12 protein-coding genes are annotated in these 16010 nt (G+C 58.9%); 10 read left to right on the plus strand and 2 right to left on the minus strand.

The window, feature by feature from the left end:
• The first annotated feature begins 51 nt into the window (after positions 1-51).
• The 7 genes from ACR0LY_RS04690 to ACR0LY_RS04720 all read left to right on the plus strand — a co-directional run bounded on the left by ACR0LY_RS04690 (position 52) and on the right by ACR0LY_RS04720 (position 6988).
• On the plus strand, positions 52-1905 hold the full coding sequence (locus ACR0LY_RS04690) for an ABC-F family ATP-binding cassette domain-containing protein (RefSeq protein ID WP_170348450.1): 1854 nt from the start codon (positions 52-54) through the stop codon (positions 1903-1905).
• The gene (locus ACR0LY_RS04695) at positions 1902-2522 is read left to right on the plus strand and encodes a MarC family protein (RefSeq protein WP_170348449.1); all 621 of its coding nucleotides are present in this window, start codon (positions 1902-1904) and stop codon (positions 2520-2522) included. Before ACR0LY_RS04690 ends, ACR0LY_RS04695 begins: the two co-directional genes overlap by 4 nt.
• 41 nt (positions 2523-2563) lie before the next feature.
• Positions 2564-3145: a retropepsin-like aspartic protease family protein gene (locus ACR0LY_RS04700; protein WP_170348448.1), complete on the plus strand. Its 582-nt coding sequence runs from the start codon at positions 2564-2566 to the stop codon at positions 3143-3145.
• A 59-nt stretch (positions 3146-3204) separates the two neighbouring features.
• Positions 3205-3825: an ImuA family protein gene (locus ACR0LY_RS04705; RefSeq protein ID WP_170348447.1), complete on the plus strand. Its 621-nt coding sequence runs from the start codon at positions 3205-3207 to the stop codon at positions 3823-3825.
• Between the two features lie 64 nt (positions 3826-3889).
• Positions 3890-5104 carry an MFS transporter gene (locus tag ACR0LY_RS04710; protein WP_170348446.1) on the plus strand — a complete coding sequence of 405 codons (1215 nt, stop codon included), beginning with the start codon at positions 3890-3892 and terminating at the stop codon, positions 5102-5104.
• Complete coding sequence (locus ACR0LY_RS04715; RefSeq protein ID WP_170348445.1) at positions 5101-5697, plus strand: YceI family protein; 597 nt, start codon at positions 5101-5103, stop codon at positions 5695-5697. The genes ACR0LY_RS04710 and ACR0LY_RS04715 overlap by 4 nt, the downstream gene beginning before the upstream one ends.
• Before the next feature lie 70 nt (positions 5698-5767).
• A complete protein-coding gene (locus tag ACR0LY_RS04720) occupies positions 5768-6988 on the plus strand; it encodes an MFS transporter (RefSeq protein ID WP_170348444.1) in 1221 nt (406 codons plus the stop codon).
• Between the two features lie 30 nt (positions 6989-7018).
• On the opposite strand, the gene ACR0LY_RS04725 is transcribed toward ACR0LY_RS04720, so the two are convergent.
• Together ACR0LY_RS04725 and ACR0LY_RS04730 are read right to left on the minus strand one after the other, a co-directional pair.
• The gene (locus tag ACR0LY_RS04725; protein ID WP_170348443.1) at positions 7019-8692 is read right to left on the minus strand and encodes a flotillin family protein; all 1674 of its coding nucleotides are present in this window, start codon (positions 8690-8692) and stop codon (positions 7019-7021) included.
• 32 nt (positions 8693-8724) lie between these two features.
• On the minus strand, positions 8725-9441 hold the full coding sequence (locus tag ACR0LY_RS04730; protein ID WP_170348442.1) for an OB-fold-containig protein: 717 nt from the start codon (positions 9439-9441) through the stop codon (positions 8725-8727).
• A 254-nt stretch (positions 9442-9695) separates the two neighbouring features.
• On the opposite strand from ACR0LY_RS04730, the gene metG reads away from it, so the two are divergent.
• From metG to ACR0LY_RS04745, 3 genes are all read left to right on the plus strand, one after another.
• Positions 9696-11414, plus strand: coding sequence for a methionine--tRNA ligase (gene metG, locus ACR0LY_RS04735; protein ID WP_170348441.1), 1719 nt, complete (start codon positions 9696-9698; stop codon positions 11412-11414).
• A gap of 266 nt (positions 11415-11680) precedes the next feature.
• Entirely contained in the window at positions 11681-12847 is a 1167-nt protein-coding gene (locus ACR0LY_RS04740) for an efflux RND transporter periplasmic adaptor subunit (RefSeq protein ID WP_170348440.1), read from the plus strand.
• Between the two features lie 3 nt (positions 12848-12850).
• Positions 12851-15988, plus strand: coding sequence for an efflux RND transporter permease subunit (locus tag ACR0LY_RS04745; protein ID WP_170348439.1), 3138 nt, complete (start codon positions 12851-12853; stop codon positions 15986-15988).
• The last annotated feature ends 22 nt before the right edge of the window (positions 15989-16010 follow it).

The following is a 16010-nucleotide window of genomic DNA, read 5'->3' on the forward strand; positions in this document are numbered from 1 at the left end:
GAACATGCCAACCCGCTGGCGGCGTCTGACATGCTCTGTTATGAGCGGCCCATGTTACGGATCGAAGACATCACCTATGCGGTCGAAGGCCGCCCCCTGTTTGACGGTGCCAGCGCCACCATTCCCGATGGCCACAAGGTTGGTCTGGTGGGGCGTAACGGCACTGGCAAGACCACTCTGTTCCGCTTGATCCGGGGCGAGTTGGCGCTGGAATCGGGCAATATCGTGTTGCCGAAACGCGCACGGATCGGCGGCGTGGCGCAAGAGGTCCCCTCGTCCGACGTGTCGCTGATCAACACGGTACTGGCCGCCGACACCGAACGCAGCGCGCTGATGACCGAGGCCGACTGCGCCGAAGACCCCGCGCGCATTGCCGAGATTCAGACCCGGCTGGCGGATATCGACGCGTGGTCTGCTGAATCCCGCGCGGCCTCGATCCTCAAGGGTCTGGGATTCGATGACGGAGATCAATTGCGCCCCTGTTCCGACTTCTCGGGCGGTTGGCGGATGCGTGTGGCACTGGCGGCGGTGTTGTTTTCGCAGCCCGACCTATTGCTGCTAGACGAACCGACCAACTATCTGGACCTCGAAGGCGCACTGTGGCTGGAAAGCTATCTGGCGAGATATCCGCATACGGTGATCATCATCAGCCACGACCGCGGGTTGCTGAACCGTGCGGTGGGCTCGATCTTGCATCTGGAAGACCGCAAGCTGACCTACTACGCGGTGCCATATGACAAATTCGCCGAACGCCGGGCGGAACGGTTGGCGCAAGCGGAATCGGAAAACGCCAAGGCCAAGGCCCGCATAGCCCATCTGCAAAGCTTCGTGGACAGGTTTCGGTACAAAGCATCGAAAGCCGTTCAGGCCCAGTCGCGCCTGAAGATGATCGAACGCATCCAGCTGGTCTCGACCCCACAAGAGGCCGCTTTGCGGGCGTTTTCCTTCCCCGAGCCCGAAGAGTTGTCACCCCCGATCATCCAGATCGAAGGCGGTGTGACAGGCTACGGCGAAACCGAAGTGCTGCGCCGTCTGAACTTGCGCATTGATCAGGACGACCGCATCGCGTTGTTAGGTAAAAACGGTCAGGGTAAATCGACGCTATCCAAGCTGCTATCCGACCGCCTGCCCCTGATGGCGGGGAAGATGACCCGCAGCAACAAACTCCGCATCGGGTATTTCGCACAGCATCAGGTGGATGAGCTTCATGTGGACGAAACACCGCTAGACCACCTGCGCCGTCTGCGCCCAGATGAGGCACCGGGCAAGTGGCGCTCGCGTCTGGCCGGGTTCGGGCTGAACGCGGATCAGGCGGAAACGCTGGTTGGGCGCCTTTCGGGCGGTCAAAAGGCCCGCTTGTCACTGCTGATCGCAACCATCGACGCGCCTCATATGCTAATCCTGGACGAACCGACCAACCACCTGGATATCGAAAGCCGCGAGGCGCTGGTCGAGGCGCTGACTGAATACTCCGGCGCAGTCGTTCTGGTCAGCCACGATATGCATCTACTGTCACTGGTTGCTGACCGACTTTGGCTGGTCTCGGACGGAACGGTCAAACCCTTTGACGGAGACCTTGAGGCTTATCGCGCCATGCTGCTGGCCCGTGACAAACCGGTCAAAGAGAAACCCAAGGCGGCGAAACCCAAACGCCCTTCGCGTGATACGATGCAGGCCCTGCGCGCCGAACTGCGCAAATGCGAGGACCGGATTGAAAAGCTGACGGACATGCATGAGAAACTGTCCGCAAAACTAGCAGATCCAGCATTGTACGAAGACGACCGCATCAACGATCTGGAAACCTGGAACCGGAAATTTGCCGAAGTGGTTGAAGCCATGAAAAAGGCCGAGACTTTGTGGGTGGCAGCCGCCGAACGACTTGAACAGGCAGAAACAGCAGCATGATAGACAGCGCATTCCTTATCACCGCGTTCACGACGCTTTTCGTGGTCCTCGACCCGCCGGCCCAAACGCCTATCTTTGTGGCGTTGACCCAGGGCATGGACTGGCACACCCGTCGCTCAATCGCGATCCGGGCCTGTCTGACAGCAGGTGTGATTTTGGCCGCCTTCGCTGCCTTCGGTGAGGCCCTTCTGGGGTTTGTAGGCATCTCGATGGAAGCGTTTCGCGTCGCGGGGGGCGTTCTGTTGTTTCTGACCGCGCTCGACATGCTGTTTGAACGCCGCACCAAACGTCGGGAAAACAGTGCCGAGGAAGAGGAACATCCGGATCCATCGGTATTTCCGCTGGGTATTCCACTGATCGCTGGCCCCGGCTCGATTGCGACAATGATCCTGCTGGCAGGTCAGCAGCCCGGTATTCAGGGCTTGGCCGTGGTCGTCGGAGTAATGCTGGTCGTGTTGGCAATGGTCTTTGTGATGTATCTGACATCTGGGGCGGTGGCACGTGTATTGGGCAAAACCGGGCTGAATGTGTTGACCCGGCTGCTGGGCATGCTGCTGGCGGCGTTGTCGGTTCAGTTTATTTTGGACGGGCTTAAAGCCTTTGGTTTTGCGTCGTAAATCCCCATATAGATTAAAGTGAGCGTGGTAAGGGGTACGGCATGGACGGCGACAGCATTGGACGTTTGGTATATCTGGCCGTGCTTGGTGCGGCGGTGGTGGCGTGGTTCGTCTCGCAGAACCGTCAGTCTCTGAACAAGACCATGCAACAGGCGATGGCCTGGGTGTTCATTTTCGTCGGTGCCATTGCCGTTGTCGGACTGTGGGAAGACATCCGATCAACCGTTGGCCCTGCCCCGCAGATGACTGTCACTGGCGAAACGATCGCGGTGCCTCGGGCACGTGACGGACATTATTACCTGCCCGTTGTGGTGAACGGAGAGCCGATAACCTTTCTTGTCGACACCGGTGCCAGCCAGATCGTGCTGAGCGATCAGGACGCCCGACGCATTGGTATTGACCCTGACCAACTGAACTATCTCGGCCGCGCCTCGACCGCGAATGGAGAGGTCCGCACCGCACCCGTTCGGCTGGATAGCCTTGAGTTGGGGCCGATCACCGATCACAACGTCTCGGCCTGGGTCAACGAAGGCGATTTGCGCCAATCGCTACTGGGCATGGATTATCTGCATCGCTTTTCGAATATCCAGTTCGCGGATGGCCGTCTGATCCTGTCTCGTTAAAGGGTCTGCGGCGGCATTTCCGAATTGAGAACAAAATAAGAACATGCTAAGCTGCGGGCATGTCTACAAACCTTCTTGGCCGCAAACCTGCGCGTGAGGCGCCGGGGCTGACCTTACACCCTCAGATCACTCTGCAGCTGGCCCGCGTGCATGAGGCCTGCGGCCCCGCCCGGCGCAGCTTTGCCATGTGGTTGGCCGGCCAGGCGCAGGGGCCGGTGCTGTGGATTTCTCCAGCTTGGGAGTCCGGCCAATTGAACCCGGACGGGATGATGCCCTTTGCCGATCCTGCCCGGTTCCTGTTCGTCCGCCCCACCCGCGCCGAAGACCTGCTGTGGTGCATGGAAGAGGCGCTGCGCAGCGGGGCCATTCCGCTGATCATCGGCGACCTGCCGGGCGCACCGGGGCTGACGCCGGTGCGGCGCATGCATCTGGCTGCTGAACAGGGTGGCACGATGGGGCGGGCGCCGCTAGGGCTGCTGCTGACGCCCGGCGACGGTGGCGCGCAGGGGGTCGAGACCCGCTGGCACATGGCCGCGAACCATCAGGGCGAGGCCCGCCGCTGGACCCTGACCCGCCGCCGCGCCCGCGCCCTGCCTCCGGTCAGCTGGCACGCCACCCAGATCAAACCGCGCGCCGGGCTGAATCTGACCCGGACCGAAGCCGAAGATGTTTTGGTGTGACACATCACGCAGTTCACGCAACTTGTGACTGGCAAAAGCCGGACCCCCGCCCTAGCGTGCCAGCATGGGCCATCCAATCCATGACAGCCGATATTCCTGGCTTCGCCTTCTGATCACGCTTGGCATCGCCATGGTGGCGAATGCCGGTATGTGGGCGGTGGTCGTGGTGATGCCCGCAATCGAGGTACAGTTCAACGCCGGAAGAGCCGAAGTGTCGATGCCCTACACGCTCGCCATGATCGGCTTTGCGTTTGGTAATATGTGGCTGGGGCAACTGGTGGATCGGCTGGGCGTGACCAAAGCGCTGATCGGGGCTTCTGTGCTAAGTGCAGTCAGCTATCTATTGGCGACATTGGCCCCGAACATGTTGATGCTCTCGGTGGCGCATCTATTGATGGGCTTGGGCGCATCCATCGGGTTTGGCCCCTTGATCGCGGACATTTCCCATTGGTTCATGCGGCGACGCGGGATCGCCGTCGCGCTGGTCGCCAGCGGAAACTACCTGTCTGGGGCCATCTGGCCCACCCTGCTGGCCGGAATTCTGGCCCGAGAAGGGTGGCAGCAAGTCTATCTGACATTGGCCATCGTGACACTGATCGTTGTTATACCTCTTTCCTTACTACTAGGTCGTAAGGTTCCGGACGAAGCCCACAGTACTGCAGCTGCTACTGCTCAAATAAATACGCGCAGCGTTGGAATACCTCCGCGCACCCTTCAATACATCCTGGGTCTGGCCGGGATCGGCTGTTGCGTAGCCATGTCCATGCCACAAGTTCATATCGTGTCCTATTGCGTCGGACTGGGCTATGGCCCTGCGGTCGGGGCCGAGATGTTGTCACTAATGCTGTTGGGTGGCGTCCTCAGCCGGATCGTTTCGGGGTTGGTCGCCGACAAGTTGGGTGGAATCAGGACCTTGCTTATCGGTTCTACACTGCAATGCATCGCCCTGTTTCTATTCCTGCCCTATGACGGGATGGTCTCGCTTTATGTCATCAGTATGCTGTTCGGGCTGGCGCAGGGTGGGATCGTGCCCAGCTATGCCTTAGTGGTGCGCGAATACATGCCCCCGAAAGAGGCCGGCGCACGGGTGGGGTTCGTCCTGATGATGACCATCATGGGTATGGCTTTGGGCGGGTGGATGTCCGGGTGGATATACGACGTGACGGGAAGCTATCAGTTGGCCTTCGTCAACGGCCTTCTTTGGAACGGGTTGAACATCGCCATCCTGCTGGTGCTGCTGCACCGCTCGCGCCCTCGCGGGCACGGGGCGTTGGCATGAGCCTGCTGTCCCGGCGCATCGTTCTGGCCGGGTTGGCCGCCTTGCCCATGGCGCGTCCAGCCCAAGCTGCGCTTACTCAATACGAGCTGGTGTCACAGGGCACATCCGTCGACTTTACCTTTGATCTGTCGGGCCTTGCACAATCCGGTACCATGCCAATCCAGTCGGCGGATATTCAGATCGACTTGAGCAATCTGATCAACAGCCGCGTCAGCGTGACCCTGAACGCGGCTGAAGCCCGCACCAGATTGCCCTTTGCCCGAACCGCAATGCTGAGCGCCGGGGTGCTGGACGTTGAGAACTTTCCAACCATTCACTTTACGTCAACCAAGGTGCAGCTTGGAGAAGGCGGTCGAATTTCGCGCGGTGCAGAGGTTACCGGAGACCTGACCCTGCGCGGTGTCACCCGCCCGATCACCCTGCAAGCCAACCTTCACCGACCGCCCGGCAGCGCCGCAAATATCCTGGATATGCTCTCGATCCAATTGACCGGCTCGCTCAACCGTCACGACTATGGGGCGTCCGGCTATGCCGATCTGGTACAGGACACCGTCGGGCTAGACATCCGGGCTGAAATCAAAAAAGCCGAATAGGCAAAAAACGACGTCCCCGCGTCGATTAGGCGCGCGCATCACCGGCAAAATTCGCCAAGGTGCCCCCATCATGCGTACGATCATTTCTTTTGCCGCCCTCTTTCTTTCAGTCATTCTGCTGCAACTTTCCACAGGTGGCGTCGGGCCGCTGGACGCCATCTCGGGCATTACACTGGAATTCACGACCGAGCAGATCGGTCTGCTGGGCTCGTCCCATTTCCTAGGCTTTTTCATTGGTTGCTGGTGGGCCCCGAGACTGATGGGGAATGTCGGCCACTCTCGCGCCTTCGCGGTCTGCACGGCTTTGGGTGCAATGGGGTTGATCGGGCATACCCTGACCGACAACCCCTATCTATGGGCCGCATTGCGGATCGCTTCGGGCACCTGTGTGGCGGGCTGCTATACCGTGATCGAGGCCTGGCTGAATGCCAAGGTCACCAACGAAACCCGTGGCCGGGCAATGGGGACCTATCGGTTCGTGGATATGGGGGCGTCACTGGGGGCACAGTTGATCATCGCCGTGCTGCCGCCCGCCTCATACGTGTCTTATAACCTGTTGGCGATTTTGTGCTGTGCCGCCCTGCTGCCGCTGACCCTGACCCGCGCCAGTCAGCCGATCACACCTAACGCCCCCCGCTTGCGGCCCAAACTGGCCTGGCGCAGTTCGCCCCTTGCTGTGGCAGGTGTGATTGTTGCGGCGCTCAGCTCAGCCTCGTTCCGAATGGTCGGTCCGGTTTATGGGCAAGAGGTCGGACTAGGCGTGGATCAGATCGCGTTCTTCCTGGCCTCATTTGTTCTGGGTGGGGCGCTGGCGCAATATCCGCTGGGATGGTTGGCCGACAAATTCGACCGGCGCTGGGTACTGATCTGGTTGTCCGGTGCTGCCGTGCTTAGCTGTGGCGTAACAATGGCCGCCAGCGGAACCGGCACCTTGGGCGTCATGCTGGCCGCTGCCATTTTTGGCCTGACAACTTTCCCGATCTTCTCGGTGTCATCGGCGCACGCAAATGACTTTGCTACCACCGAGGAACGGGTCGAATTATCAGCCGCTTTGATGTTCTGGTACGCGCTGGGGGCTATTGCTTCGCCCTACATTTCGTCCACCCTGATCCAGCAATTCGGTCCAAGTGCCCTGTTTGCCTTTGTGGCAGCCGGGCATCTGGTTTTGATCGTGTTTGGCCTGGCCCGGATGCGGTCCCGCCCAACACCGGACGAGCGGACCAACTATGTTTACGCCCCACGCACTTCGTTCACCATCGGGCGGTTGTTGAAAAAGTCGCGCGAAGATTAAAGGGCCGGGAAATCCCGGCCCCTTATTCCGTTATTGCTGTGTCGGCGGTGTTTCGTCTTCCACCACCTCGGCCACTTTGGCGGGTTCAACCGACTGCTCCAGCGCGCCGTTCACAACGCCACCGACGCCTTGCTCCATCGACAAACCAAGTTCTTCACCCAGCTTCTTGAGCGCGGGCATCTGCACCGCCATACCCATGATCGAATCCAGCGCCTGATTGACCACCGGCTTGTCGCCATCTGCAACCCCGCCTCCATTGGCAGCGCCGATGCCGCCGACCTGATGGATCTTGATCGAGTCGATCTTTTCAGCCGGCTTCACCATTTCCGAGATGATCGACGGCATGGTTTCGATTCGGGTCAGATCAACCTTCATGCGGATCTGTTCGGGCGACAGGGCATTGTCTGCCTCAACAATCGCGCGCTTACCTTCCGCTTCTGCCAGCATGTCGTTCTTCTTGGCCTCGGCGCGGATATTCAGCGCGTCCGCTTCGGCCTGCGCTTCTTCGCGGCGGGCTTCGGCGCGGTCGGCGGCGGCCTCTTTCTCGGCCTGTGCGGCCAAACGGATAGCGGTGGCCTGACGTTCGGCTTCACGCGTGGCTTCGATCAGTACGATCTGCTTCTGACGCTCGGCCTCGGCCACCTCGCGAGCAGTTGCCACGGCTTCGGTCGCCTTGGTCGCCTCGGCACGGGCCAAGTCAGCAGAGGCACGCGCGCGGCTTTCCTCTTCGGATTTCTGCGCGATGATGATCTGGCGTTCTTGCTCAGCCACTTCCAGTTCCCGCTCTTTCGCAATTTCGGCATCACGGATATTGCGCTCACGCTCGATCTCGGCGGCACGAATGGCTTCCTCACGGGCAATCCGGGCGCGTTCGGTTTCACGCACCGAATCTTCGGTTCGCGCCGCAATTTCAGCCTCTTGTGCCACGCGCAAGGTTTCCACCTTCTGCGTCTGCTCGATCCGCGCCTGCGCTTCATCCTGCTCGATCAGCAGCTTCTGACGTTCCGCTTCCATCGCGGCACGACGGACCTCAACCTCAGCTTCAGCGTCGATCTGCGCGCGTTCTTTCTTGGACACGGCGATAACCTCGGCCAGTTTGCGCATACCTACCGCGTTAAACGCGTTGTTCTCGTCCAAGGCCTCAAACGGCGTCTGGTCCAGCGCGGTCAGCGAGACGGATTCCAAAGACAGACCGTTTTTCAACAAGTCCTCAGACACCGCATTCTGCACCTCTTGCACAAAGTCGGCGCGGTTTTCGTGCAGCCCGTCCATGGTCATTTGAGCGGCCACAGCACGCAGACCGTCGATCAGCTTACCTTCGATCATCTCGCGCAGTTGCTCGACGTCAAAAGTGCGACCACCAAGTGTTTGAGCCGCGCGCGAAATACCTTCTTCGGTGGCCATGACCGAGACGTAGAATTCCACGCCAACGTCCACACGCATCCGGTCCTTGGTGATCAGAGCAGCCTCGCCGCTGCGCTGCACTTCAAGGCGCAAGGTCTTCATGTTGACCGGGCTGACCTCGTGCAGCAGCGGTACGATGATGACGCCGCCATCCATGATGACTTTCTTGCCACCTGCCCCGGTTTTCACCAGACTGACCTCTCGGGTCGCGCGGCGATACAGACGGCCAAGAACAAGGCCGATGAACAAAACGACTGCTAATAAGGTCACAACTGTGACGGCCAGGAATGGTAGTTCCATGCTAAATCCTCCAGGTTGGGGTTTGAATTTTGTTAGTCTGACAAGCCGACCAGAACGAACCGGTCACGCCGTCGGTCACGCAAAACCAGCACTTCGGTGCCTTGTTTCAGCGCATCCTTGTCCTGCAGCGGTTCCGCGCGAAGGTAGTGAGAGTTTCCAAAACGGTCGGTGACGCGGACCTCAGCCGGACGCCCGCGCGAGGCCGTTCCTTGCGTGATCAAGCCACGACGGCGTGCAAGCATGCGTTCCGACATTGCCTCGGTCTCGGTTTTCGGCAACAAGCGGGCAAAGACACCACCAAAGCCGCGCGCAAACCACAGGGCAAAGGCACCGGCCGGAAGTGCCGCCATCCAGCTTGGCAGGTCAAAGCCCAGCAGATCGCGCAGCGCCAATTGCAGGCCAATTCCCGACAGGCCGAATCCAGCCAGCAAAACCGCCAGCCATATCATGAATGGCACCTTGCCGATCCCAAGCCACGCCAACGGACCCGAAGGGGCTGCGCCCGGTGCGTCCGCCTCAACCTCGGCCAATTCGAATTCGCCCAGATCAACATCTGCGTCGACATCCAGGTCAAAATCACCAATGTCCAGATCGGGACCGTCAACCACATCCAGATCAACCTCGGCCTCGCCTGCCATAAGACTTCCGCCCAGAACCAATGCGATCAGTTCCAGCCCAAGAAGACCGAACAGAAGCGCAAGCGCCAGAGTAAAGGGCACAAACGCACCCTCAAGCAGAAAGTCGAACATCAGTAGACTGCCCTCATTTTGTGTATACTTTTGTATACATTAGATAGGTAGCGATAACACAAATTCAAGTAGCCGTGATTCCATTATTCAACCTAGGGGTATTGTGGACCACCAGCCGGATGCAATCGCATTCCTCTGCCAGATGGATTTTCGGGGTTGTTGTTGTTTTAAATCGCCCCTGCGCGAAACCCGGGGTTTTGCTGGCCGGTTACATAAGGTAGACGGGCGCGCAGATAGATACGTGGAAACGCAAAATGGCTCGGATTCTCATCACCTCGGCGATCCCTTACATCAACGGGATCAAGCACCTCGGCAATCTGATCGGCTCGCAATTGCCTGCCGATCTGTACGCGCGTTATCAGCGTGGCCGGGGAAATGAGGTCATGTTCCTGTGCGCCACGGATGAACACGGCACCCCCGCCGAACTGGCCGCCGCCAAGGCGGGTAAACCAGTGGCCGAATATTGCGCCGAGATGTACGGCGTTCAGGCCGACATCGCCAACCGCTTTGGTCTGAGCTTCGATCACTTTGGCCGTTCGTCCAGCGATCAGAACAAGAAGCTGACCCAGCATTTTGCAGGTAAGCTGGATGACGCCGGACTGATCCGCGAAGTCACGGAAAAGCAGGTTTATTCCAATGCCGATGGCCGCTTTCTGCCCGACCGTTATATCGAGGGCACCTGCCCCAATTGCGGCTATGAGCGCGCGCGCGGCGACCAGTGTGAAAACTGCACCAAGCAGCTGGACCCGACCGACCTGATTGAGCCGCGCAGTGCGATCAGCGGTTCTACCGATTTGGAGGTGCGCGAAACCAAGCACCTGTATCTGCGTCAGTCGGCCATGAAGGATCAACTGGACGCCTGGATTGACAGCAAGACCGACTGGCCGATCCTGACGACCTCCATCGCCAAGAAATGGCTACACGATGGCGACGGTCTGCAAGATCGCGGCATCACCCGTGATCTGGATTGGGGCGTACCGGTCAAGAAAGGTGATCAGGACTGGCCGGGGATGGAGGGTAAAGTCTTCTATGTCTGGTTCGACGCGCCCATCGAATACATCGCCTGCGCCAAGGAATGGGCCGACGCAAACGGCAAAGCCGACGCCGATTGGCAGCGCTGGTGGCGCACCGACAAGGGCGCGGATGACGTGCGCTATGTGCAGTTCATGGGCAAGGACAACGTGCCCTTCCATACGCTGTCCTTCCCGGCCACCATTCTGGGTTCGGGTGAGCCGTGGAAGATGGTCGACCACCTGAAATCGTTCAACTACCTGAACTATGACGGCGGCCAGTTCTCGACCTCTCAGGGCCGCGGCGTCTTCATGGATCAGGCGCTTGAGATTCTGCCCGCTGATTACTGGCGCTGGTGGCTGCTGAGCCATGCGCCCGAAAGCAGCGACAGCGAGTTCACGTGGGAGAACTTCCAGCAATCTGTGAACAAAGACCTTGCGGATGTACTGGGCAACTTTGTCAGCCGGATCACCAAATTCTGCCGGTCTAAATTCTCTGAGGCCGTGCCAGAGGGCGGTAGTTTTGGTGAACGTGAAAAGACCCTGATTGACGATCTCACAAAACGCGTTCGGGCCTATGAAGGACATATGGAGGCGATGGAGGTTCGCAAATCCGCGCAGGAATTGCGGGCGATTTGGGTCGCGGGCAACGAATATCTACAGGCCGCTGCCCCTTGGTCAACCTTCAAAGAAGATCCGGAACAGGCCGCAGCTCAGGTACGTCTGGGCTTGAACCTGATCCGCCTGTATGCCGTTCTCAGCGCCCCTTTCATCCCCGAAACCTCGGCCCGGATGCTGAGCGCGATGAATACTCTGGACACCAGCTGGCCCGACGATATCGCGGCTGCGCTGAACGCACTGCCCGCTGGGCATGCCTTTACGGTACCAGACGTGCTGTTCGCCAAAATCACTGACGAACAGCGCGAAGATTGGGAAAACCGGTTCGCCGGCACGCGCGAATGATCCGATGCAACATCTGAATTTGGAAACGGGGGCCAAACGGTCCCCGTTTTCGGTTGTCTCAACTGAAGCCAGCCATGCGACCACAGGCAAATCGGCCTAAGTCGGCCTGTTGACGAGAAAATTCCCGCAAGTCTCCGCCCGTTCGTCGTATTCAAGAAGCTTGAGATATAATCCCAAAACGGTCATCCTGACCTGAATTCAGTCGACTCGCCGGGGCGACCAACCTGCCCGGGCGCAAAATCCTTATAATGAACGAGGCGCCTGCCATGTCCCTTGCATTGAAGAACTTGAATATCCGTCACAGCGGACCGGTCCAGGCCTTTGCTGTCTTGGTTTATCTGGGCATGGCACACACAGCCACAGCACAAGACCAAAGCGACGCCCCGCCGCCCAAAGTTTCGATCGCGGCTGCGTATACTGAGGAAATCACCGAAGAGGCCAGCTTTATCGGCCGCGCCGAGGCCCTGAACAAGGCCGACATCGTGGCGCGCGTCAGCGGGTTTCTGGAAAGTCAGAATGTCGAAGACGGCGCGCTGGTGAAACAGGGCGATTTGCTGTTCACCATTGAACCCGACCTCTATGAGGCGACGGTAGAGGCACGCAACGCCGACCTGGACAAGGCCGAGGCCAATCTGGAACTCGCCAAGGTCGAGCTGGCCCGCAAACAAGAGCTGTACGAACGAGACGCCACCCCTGAATCCGAACGCGATATCGCCCGCGCGAATGAACTGGTGGCCGAAGCACAAGTCAAAGCTGCCAAAGCCGCGATCCAGCAGGCCGAACTTGATCTGAGCTACACCAAAATCCACGCCCCGTTTGACGGGCGCATTGGTCGGGTTGCAATCAGCGTCGGTGACGTGGTCGGTCCGAACAACCCGCCGCTGGTCAATATCGTCAGCGAGGCGCCGATCTATGTGAATTTTTCACTGAATGAAAAGCAGTTTACCTCGGTTCTTGAAACCGTGGGTGAGAACCCCGCATCCCTAAGCGAAAGCGACAAAAGCCCGAATGTTCATATAGATCTGCCAAACGGCTCAGAACTGGATGAAACGGGCAAAATCGTGTTTGTCGACAACCGGATCGACCCTCTGACCGGTGCCATTACGATGCGTGCCGAATTCTCGAACGCCGACCGGTTGATCGTGGACGGTGCATTTCTGAACGTGCGGATCGAGGCCCTGCAACCTACTCTTGAGGTTCTGGTGCCACAGGCCGCACTGCAACGTGATCAAAGGGGTGAATTCGTTCTGGTCGTCAATGACCAGCAAATGGTCGAACAGCGTTATATCACCACCGGCGACAATGAAGGAACGGCTGTGATCGTCAAAGACGGCCTGCGCGAAGGCGAAAGCGTCATTGTCGAGGGCCTGCAAAGGGTTCGTCCCGGGGTTGCCGTCGATGCCGTCGTGGCATCTGAGCAGCCGGGAGAGTAACAGATGTTCTCAGCCCTGTTCATCAGCCGGCCCAAGCTGGCGCTTGTTATTTCGCTTGTCCTGACCATCATGGGCGCCATCGGCTATCTGGTTCTGCCAGTGGCCCAGTTCCCGGACATCACGCCACCCGTGGTCAGCGTGACCACCACCTATACCGGTGCCAACGCCGAGACCGTTGAAAACACTGTTGCCGCGCCCATCGAGGCGCAGGTGAACGGTGTGGATGACATGATCTACATGACATCTACCTCGGCCGACAACGGGTCGTATTCATTGAATGTCACCTTCGAGGTCGGCACCGATCCCGATATCGCCTCGGTGAACGTGCAAAACCGCGTAGCACAAGCGATGTCCTCGCTACCGGCCGAAGTGACATCTTCGGGTGTGGTGACGCAGAAGGCGTCCACCAACATGCTGCTGCTGGTGACGCTGACCTCGCCCGAGGGAACGTATGACAGCGTGTTTCTGTCGAATTATGCCTCGATCAACCTGAAAGACGCACTGGCGCGCGTTCAGGGCGTTGGTAAGGCGGACGTTCTGACCAATCTGGAATACGCCATGCGGATCTGGATGGACCCGGATCAAATGGCCGCGTTGTCCATTACTCCGGGCGACGTGATCAACGCCATCCGCGAGCAGAACGTCGAAGTATCGGCAGGTTCGATCGGTGCCCCACCAGTGCCCGAGGGGCAGACATTTCAGTATACGATCAAGACCAAGGGCCGCCTGACTTCGGCCGAGGAATTCGGCGAAATTGTCATCCGCACCGGCGATGCAGGATCTATCGTGCGGGTCAAAGATATCGCACGGGTGGAACTGGGTGCAGAATACTATGCGGCGTCTGGCTATTTCGATAGCGTTCCGGCCACCGTCATTGGCATATATCAGGCCCCTGGCGCAAACGCGCTGGCGGTTTCTGAACGTGTCGAGGCCGAATTGCAGCGGCTGTCTCGCAGCTTCCCTAACGATGTGGAATATGACGTTCCATTCAACACCACCGACTTTGTCGAGCAATCACTGAACGACGTGGTGACGACCCTGATCTTGACGTTCACGTTGGTAATCTCGGTTGTGTTTGTCTTTCTGGGCAGTTGGCGGGCGACGATCATCCCGGCTGTTGCGATCCCGGTCTCTCTGATCGGTACGTTCGCGTTTTTGCTGCTGTTCGGAATGTCACTGAACACGATCTCGCTGTTTGCGTTGGTTCTGGCCATCGGCATCGTGGTGGATGACGCGATTGTTGTGGTTGAAAACGTCGAACGGATCATCGCGGACGAAGGCTTGCCCCCGGCCGAAGCAACCCGAAAGGCCATGGGACAGATCACCGGCCCGGTTATTGCTACCACGCTGGTTCTGCTGGCCGTGTTCGTACCGGTGACTTTCATGCCCGGTATCTCGGGGCGGCTGTATTCACAGTTCGCGGTGACCATCTCAACCGCCGTTGTGATTTCCTCGATCAACGCGCTGACCCTGTCGCCAGCCTTGTGCGGCCTTGTTCTGAAGGCGCGATCGGGGCCACCCAAGGGGTTGCTGGCCGTGTTTGAACGCTTCATCGGCACAATTCGCAACGGCTATGTCGCCATCGTGCGCAAACTGTTGATCCTACCGGTCGTCGGTCTGGGCGTTATCGTTGCGCTGGCGATGGGCACCGGGACCATCATGTCCAACACATCCAGCGGCTTCCTGCCGCTTGAGGATAACGGTTACCTGTTCGTCGACATTCAGCTGCCAGACGCGGCAACGCTGGAACGGACCGAGGTCGTCTCGGCCCGTGTGGATGATCAGATTCAGCAGATTCCTGGCGTTTCAAGTACCGTTCTGATCAACGGATTTTCGATCCTGAATGGCACCACCACAAATGGCGCGGCGATCTTTGTGAACCTCGAAAACTGGGATGATCGTCAGGACGATGACCTGAGTGCAGATGCTATTCTGCAAAAGGTTCTGGCGATTGCGTATGGGGAATCCGCCGCCTCGATCGTGGCCTTTAACCCGCCGCCTATTCAGGGCCTTGGCAATTCGGCCGGTGTCGAGATGGAGGTGCAACAAACCGGGGGCGGAACACCGCAGGATCTGGCCTCAGCCGTGGGGTCGTTCGTATACGCGGCGAACCAGCGGCCCGAAATCGGGCAGTCCTATACGACCTTCCGCGCAAACGTGCCGCAGTTGTTCGTCGATCTAGATCGCGAAAAAGCCAAAACACTGCAAGTGTCCGTGGCCGAAGTGTTCCAGACCATGCAGGCGCAGTTGGGGTCGTACTACGTCAACGACTTCAACCTGTTCGGACGGGTGTATCGCGTGATGATCCAGGCCGATGGCAGCTATCGCGACAATGTCGAAGATATCTCGAACCTCTATGTCCGCTCGGAACAAGGTGAGATGGTGCCACTGGGCACGCTGATCGACGTGGAAAACGTGCTGGGACCAGTGCTGCTTAAACGGCACAACCTGTTCCGGTCGGCGACCGTTACAGCTGTGCCTGCGCCGGGTCTATCCACTGGTGATGCGATAAACGTGATGACCGAGGAATCGGCAACCGCCCTGCCCCCGGGATACGCGTTCGAATGGACTGGTACAGCGCAACAGCAGTTGGCCTCGGGCAGTCTGGTGATTGTGATCCTGGGGCTGGCGATCTTGTTTGGCTATCTGTTCCTTGTGGGGCAATACGAAAGCTGGTCGATGCCGGTGTCGATTCTGCTGTCGGTGATTGTGGCCCTGTTCGGGGCGGTGGCCGCCGTGGCCATCGTGGGCAGTGATATCAACCTCTACACACAGATCGGGATGATCATGCTTGTGGGGTTGGCATCGAAAAACGGCATTCTGATCGTTGAGTTCGCGATGGAGCAACGGGCAAATGGCCTTTCGATCCGGGATGCCGCCGCCGAGGCAGCCTATCAGCGTTTTCGCGCGGTGATGATGACCGCCCTGTCCTTCCTGCTGGGCGTTGTACCGCTGCTAGCAGCGAGTGGTGCGGGTGCGGCCAGCCAGAAAGCGATCGGTGTTGCCGTCTTTGGCGGGATGCTGGCAGCCACGCTGGTTGGTGTCATTCTGGTGCCGGTTCTCTATGCCCTGATGCAGAGTCTCAGGGAATGGATCAAGGGCACCAAGAACGACCCCGGTCCCTCGGAAGAAACAGCGTAATAATAAAAGCCCCGCCAAATCG

The organism is Ruegeria sp. BC5 (assembly GCF_056539205.1).

What these genes read in the sequence shown, in the direction of transcription:
- ACR0LY_RS04690 (WP_170348450.1), top strand. Translation starts at nt 52, where the DNA reads ATGTTACGGATCGAAGACATCACCTATGCGGTCGAAGGCCGCCCCCTG.
- ACR0LY_RS04695 (WP_170348449.1), top strand. Translation starts at nt 1,902, where the DNA reads ATGATAGACAGCGCATTCCTTATCACCGCGTTCACGACGCTTTTCGTG.
- ACR0LY_RS04700 (WP_170348448.1), top strand. Translation starts at nt 2,564, where the DNA reads ATGGACGGCGACAGCATTGGACGTTTGGTATATCTGGCCGTGCTTGGT.
- ACR0LY_RS04705 (WP_170348447.1), top strand. Translation starts at nt 3,205, where the DNA reads ATGTCTACAAACCTTCTTGGCCGCAAACCTGCGCGTGAGGCGCCGGGG.
- ACR0LY_RS04710 (WP_170348446.1), top strand. Translation starts at nt 3,890, where the DNA reads ATGGGCCATCCAATCCATGACAGCCGATATTCCTGGCTTCGCCTTCTG.
- ACR0LY_RS04715 (WP_170348445.1), top strand. Translation starts at nt 5,101, where the DNA reads ATGAGCCTGCTGTCCCGGCGCATCGTTCTGGCCGGGTTGGCCGCCTTG.
- ACR0LY_RS04720 (WP_170348444.1), top strand. Translation starts at nt 5,768, where the DNA reads ATGCGTACGATCATTTCTTTTGCCGCCCTCTTTCTTTCAGTCATTCTG.
- ACR0LY_RS04725 (WP_170348443.1), bottom strand. Translation starts at nt 8,692, where the DNA reads ATGGAACTACCATTCCTGGCCGTCACAGTTGTGACCTTATTAGCAGTC.
- ACR0LY_RS04730 (WP_170348442.1), bottom strand. Translation starts at nt 9,441, where the DNA reads ATGTTCGACTTTCTGCTTGAGGGTGCGTTTGTGCCCTTTACTCTGGCG.
- metG (WP_170348441.1), top strand. Translation starts at nt 9,696, where the DNA reads ATGGCTCGGATTCTCATCACCTCGGCGATCCCTTACATCAACGGGATC.
- ACR0LY_RS04740 (WP_170348440.1), top strand. Translation starts at nt 11,681, where the DNA reads ATGTCCCTTGCATTGAAGAACTTGAATATCCGTCACAGCGGACCGGTC.
- ACR0LY_RS04745 (WP_170348439.1), top strand. Translation starts at nt 12,851, where the DNA reads ATGTTCTCAGCCCTGTTCATCAGCCGGCCCAAGCTGGCGCTTGTTATT.